This is a genomic window from Streptomyces torulosus, from assembly GCF_001419765.1.
In the GTDB taxonomy this organism is placed as follows: Bacteria; Actinomycetota; Actinomycetes; order Streptomycetales; family Streptomycetaceae; genus Streptomyces; species Streptomyces torulosus.
On the sequence record NZ_LIRK01000852.1, the window covers coordinates 1 to 4,494 of the forward strand.

Sequence of the window (4,494 nt, forward strand, 5' to 3'; positions counted from 1 at the left end):
GGGCGTGAGGGGGCGTGGGGGACGTCGGAGCGTGCGAGGCGTCACAGAAAGGAACAGAATCGTTCGGCATATCGCACAAGATCAGTCACTCCGAACGGCGAAAAGGTAAGGGCGCACCCTCGGGAGGTCAACGGGTCCGACGCGATGAGGGAAAGCGATTTCCATCGTTCGCTGACGCTCTGTCCGCGGGGCGGGCGCGGATTTCTGTTATCGGCTGGCGTCCCGGCCGTCTCCGAGGGTGTGCGTAGCCATATCCACAAGACAGCGGCGGCCGCCGGAGCCCTGGCCGTCACCGCCCTGATGCTCGGTGCCCCGACCGCGACCGCAGCCCCCCGTGACGCGACCGCCGACGTGCTGGCGGGCCGGGACGTCCGGCTCGACGGCGACACGGTCGTGACCGTGCCGCCGGGGAAGACGACCTACAACGGCACGTTCGGCGGGACCGGGACGCTCACCGTGCGGGGCACCGGGACCCTGATCCTCACCAGGGACAGCGAGTTCACCCTGCCCAAGTCACGGCAGCGGCAGGTCGTGAAGACACTCGGCGGCAACCACCCGTACGTCACCGTGACGAACCCGGACCCGCCGGCCGTGACCGTCGCGAGGGGCGCGACCCTCCAGTACGGGAACGGCGGCCGGACCGGGCTGATCGGGCACTTCCCGTACAACACCCCGGCGTTCCGGCTCAACCAGGACAACATCAGGGTCGACGGCACCCTGCGGCTGGCGCTGAAGGACGTCCAGTACAACCTGGGCACCATCAGCGGCTCGGGGCTGATCAGCCAGCCGAGGTTCCTCTGGGCCACCTGGGACCTGTCGGGCACCCACCCGTTCACCGGTGTCATCGACAACGGGACGCAGCTCAACGCGGGCGCGCCGGAGTACGCGACCTCGCTACCCGGCGTACGCAAGATCCTCAACCAGGGCACCTGGACCGTGGACACACCCCTGGGGCAGACCGTCACCCAGGGCATGGACTTCTACCAGCGCGAGTACGGCAGCGACATCAACGTCCAGTCCCGGCCCGGCAGCAAGGTGATCCTCACGGGCCAGTACAGCTGGTCGGACCGGGGCGGGGACACCGACCCCTCGCTCAGCGACCCCGCCCTGAACTGGACGCCCGCGCGGAAGAACGTCAACAAGCGCGGCACCAACATCAAGGGCGCGAACGTCCAGTGGGGCGACGGCACCACGAACAAGATCTTCATGCCGGGCACCGCCGAGACGGTCTACATCAACCTCCTCGCCGCCCGCTCCCGTTCGCTGCTGACCTTCGACTACAACGGCCCGGTCACCCTGGGCGCCCCCATCGGCGGCGGCAGGTTCCACGACACCCTGTCCGCGCCCGGCGCCGGGGACATCGTCATCAGGGGCACGAAGGGCAACGACGTCACCTTCGCCGCCGTCCAGTACTACAACGGCTCGACGACGATCCAGAAGAACGCGGTGCTGCGGCTGGGCAGCGGAAAGCGGGGCGGCGACGGCGGGCTGTTCACCAAGGGCGACCTGTACAAGGTCGTCAACGACGGCAGGCTGGTCGTCCGCAACGTCACCAAGCCGGTGTCGCTGTCCAGGATCGACGGCAGCGGCTCGTTCACCCAGTCCGGTGCCGCGACGACGACGCTGACGGGCAGCGGGGTGACGTACACCGGGCTGACGACCGTCACCAAGGGCACGCTCGCGCTCCGCTCGGGGGCGACCCTGGCGCGCAGCAAGGGGATCCGGCTCACCACGGCGGGCGCGAGGCTCGACGTGGGCACGGCCGGGCTGACGGTGAACCGCTCCCTCTCCGGCAAGGGCACGGTGCGGGGCTCCGTGACCAACGCGGGTGCGGTCGTGGCGGGCCTGCGGGTGACCGGCGGGTACACCCAGACCGGGCGGGGCCGACTGGTGCTGCGCGAGCGGCCGTTGAAGGTGTCCGGTGCGGTACGGCTGGCGGGCGAGCTGGACTTCGCGGCCCTCGGCGCCGTCGGCGGTCCGGGCGAGAAGGTCACCGTGATCGACCACACCGGCAAGGGCGGCGTCACGGGTACGTTCAAGGGTCTGCGCGAGGGCGCGAAGGTGAAGCTGGCCGACAACACCTACCGGATCAGCTACCGCGGCGGCGACGGCAACGACGTCGTGCTGACGGCGGCGAAGGCGGCTGCGTCGCCGAAGACCAGGGCCGCGGCGGACGCCGGGACGGACCCACGGGGCCCCGACACCCTGAACACGGGCGCCTCGGCCGACAGCGGCTTCGGCTGGTGGCCGTACGCCCTGGCCGTCGGTCTGCTCTGCGGCCTCGCCGTACCGATGAGCAGGCGCCGCGGCAGGAACCGCCGACGGGGAGGCGGCCGCCACGCGGCGACGGGGTGAGCCACAGTGGGCAGGATCGGCCCATGAACCAGCACCCGGTGACCCTGACCAGGATCGTGCCCGAGGACTGGCAGGCCGTTCACACATGGGCCCGCCTCCCGGAGGCCTGCCGTTTCCAGCCCTGGGGTCCCAACACGGAGGAAGAGACACGGGCCTTCGTGACGGCGGCGTCCGAGGCCTGGTCGAGCACGCCCCGGCTCAGGTTCGCCCATGTGGCGCGCCTGGGTGACGACGTCGTGGGGATGGGCGAGTTGCATGTCCGCAGCCGCAGGCACGGCCAGGGCGAGATCTCCTACGTCGTGCATCCGCGGGTGTGGGGCAAGGGCATCGGCACGGAGATCGGCCGCCACCTTCTCGCGTACGGCTTCGCCGAGTTGGGCCTGCACCGGATCCACGCCACCTGCGATCCACGGAACACCGGCTCGTCCCGCGTGCTGAACAAGCTCGGCATGACCTACGAGGGCCACCTGCGCCACACCGCGTGGATCCGGGACGGTTGGCGGGACTCCCTCATGTTCAGCGTGCTGGAGGAGGAATGGAGCGCGGAGAACCCAGAGAACGGAGAGAACGCGGAGTGACGCCTCTCCGCTGACCTTCATCGCACGGGGGCCCGGAGGGAGGGCGCCGCACACGCCCCACCCCCGTCCGGGCCACTGTCCGTGCCTAGGCGACGGTGTCCGATTCCTCGGGCGTCTCCTGCCGTCCCCGCAGCCACACGTAGACCGGGATGCCCGCGAAGAGGAACAGGGCGCCCTGGTAGACGGCCGCGTAGCCGGCGCCGGCGATCAGCCAGAAGGAGAAGGCGAAGGAGAGGCCGGCGACGATCAGGTCGCGGACCAGGCCGGCGGGGCGCACGCGCTCGCGGGTGCCGCGGGCCAGCCAGTACAGCTGGGCGGCGGCCGAGAGCAGGTACGGGACGCAGCCGGTGAACGTGGTGATGAGGACGAGCACACGGAACGCGGTGTCCGGGTCGTCCGCGTAGTTGACGACGATGAGGATCGTGCCGAGCACCGCGGTGGCGAGGACGCCGAAGCCGGGCACCCCGCCCTTGCCGAGCCGGGCGAACGGCTTCGGGAAGAGACCGTCGCGGGCGGCGGCGTACGGCATCTGCGCGCTCAGCAGGATCCAGCCGTTGAGGCAGCCGACGATCGAGGCGACGGCGACCAGCGCGATCACGGTGCCGCCCCAGCTGCCGCCCGCGATCGAGTTCACGGCGTCCGCGAACGGGGCGCCCGACTCGACGAGTTCCTTGTGCGGGACGAGACCGAAGACGGCGACCGTACCGAGGATGTAGACCACGGCGGAGGCGACGGTGCCGAGGACGCTGGCGCGTCCCACGGTGCGCTCGGGGTCGCGGACCTCGCCGGCGCTCACGGCGGCCGACTCGACACCGAGGAAGCTGTACAGGAGCAGGGCGGCGGAGGCGGCGATCGCGCCCGGGACGCTCTCCCCGGAGGCGTTGAACGGGCCGTAGTTGTCGGTGTCGATGAAGAACAGACCGATCGTGGCGACCAGCAGCAGCGGCACGAACTTCAGGACGGTCGAGACGACCTGCACCGCGCCGACGTAGCGGGTGCCCGCGAAGTTCGCGGCGGCCGGCAGCCACAGCGCGGCCAGGGCCACCACCGCGAGGACGACCTTGCCGTCGCCCAGGGGTATCAGCACGTCGACGTAGCCGACGACACCGACGGCGAGGGCCGCGATGCTGACCCAGCACATCGTCCAGTAGGACCACGCCGACAGGAAGCCCGCGAAGGGGCCGAAGGCGTCGCGCGGGTAGACGTAGAGACCGCCGGTGACCGGGCTGCGCCTGGCCAGCTTCCCGAACAGCAGGGCCAGCAGGACGGCGGCCACGGAGAGGACGACGAACGCGACCAGGCTCACCGTGCCGTACGGGGCGACGGCGGCGGGGAGCGTGAAGATGCCGCCGCCGATGATGTTTCCCATGACGAGGGCGGTGGCCGCGGCGAGACCGAACTTGCGGCCGGCGGGTGCCAGGGCGGCGGCCGGGGCGGCACCGGGGTCGGCGCCCCGGGCGGCGGCGGAGTCGGCCGCTTCGGGCCCGGCGGCCGGGGACGGTTCGGGCTCTGCGGCCTCGGGGGTGCTCGTGGTGCTCATAGCGGTTCCCTGGGGATGGGG

General features: G+C 71.3%; 3 protein-coding genes. 2 read left to right on the forward strand and 1 reads right to left on the reverse strand.

Annotation, left to right across the window (positions count from 1 at the left end):
- Positions 1-240 precede the first annotated feature (240 nt).
- Together AOK23_RS41335 and AOK23_RS41340 are read left to right on the forward strand one after the other, a co-directional pair.
- Positions 241-2,355 (forward strand): autotransporter-associated beta strand repeat-containing protein, encoded by a 2,115-nt coding sequence (locus AOK23_RS41335; RefSeq protein ID WP_055717545.1) that lies wholly within the window; start codon positions 241-243, stop codon positions 2,353-2,355.
- Between the two features lie 23 nt (positions 2,356-2,378).
- The gene (locus tag AOK23_RS41340) at positions 2,379-2,933 is read left to right on the forward strand and encodes a GNAT family N-acetyltransferase (protein ID WP_055717546.1); all 555 of its coding nucleotides are present in this window, start codon (positions 2,379-2,381) and stop codon (positions 2,931-2,933) included.
- Between the two features lie 85 nt (positions 2,934-3,018).
- On the opposite strand, the gene AOK23_RS41345 is transcribed toward AOK23_RS41340, so the two are convergent.
- Positions 3,019-4,473, reverse strand: coding sequence for an amino acid permease (locus AOK23_RS41345; RefSeq protein ID WP_055717547.1), 1,455 nt, complete (start codon positions 4,471-4,473; stop codon positions 3,019-3,021).
- Between the last annotated feature and the right edge of the window lie 21 nt (positions 4,474-4,494).

Coding starts and splice junctions, on each gene's coding strand:
- AOK23_RS41340 (WP_055717546.1), top strand. CDS start 2,379: ATGAACCAGCACCCGGTGACCCTGACCAGGATCGTGCCCGAGGACTGG.
- AOK23_RS41345 (WP_055717547.1), bottom strand. CDS start 4,473: ATGAGCACCACGAGCACCCCCGAGGCCGCAGAGCCCGAACCGTCCCCG.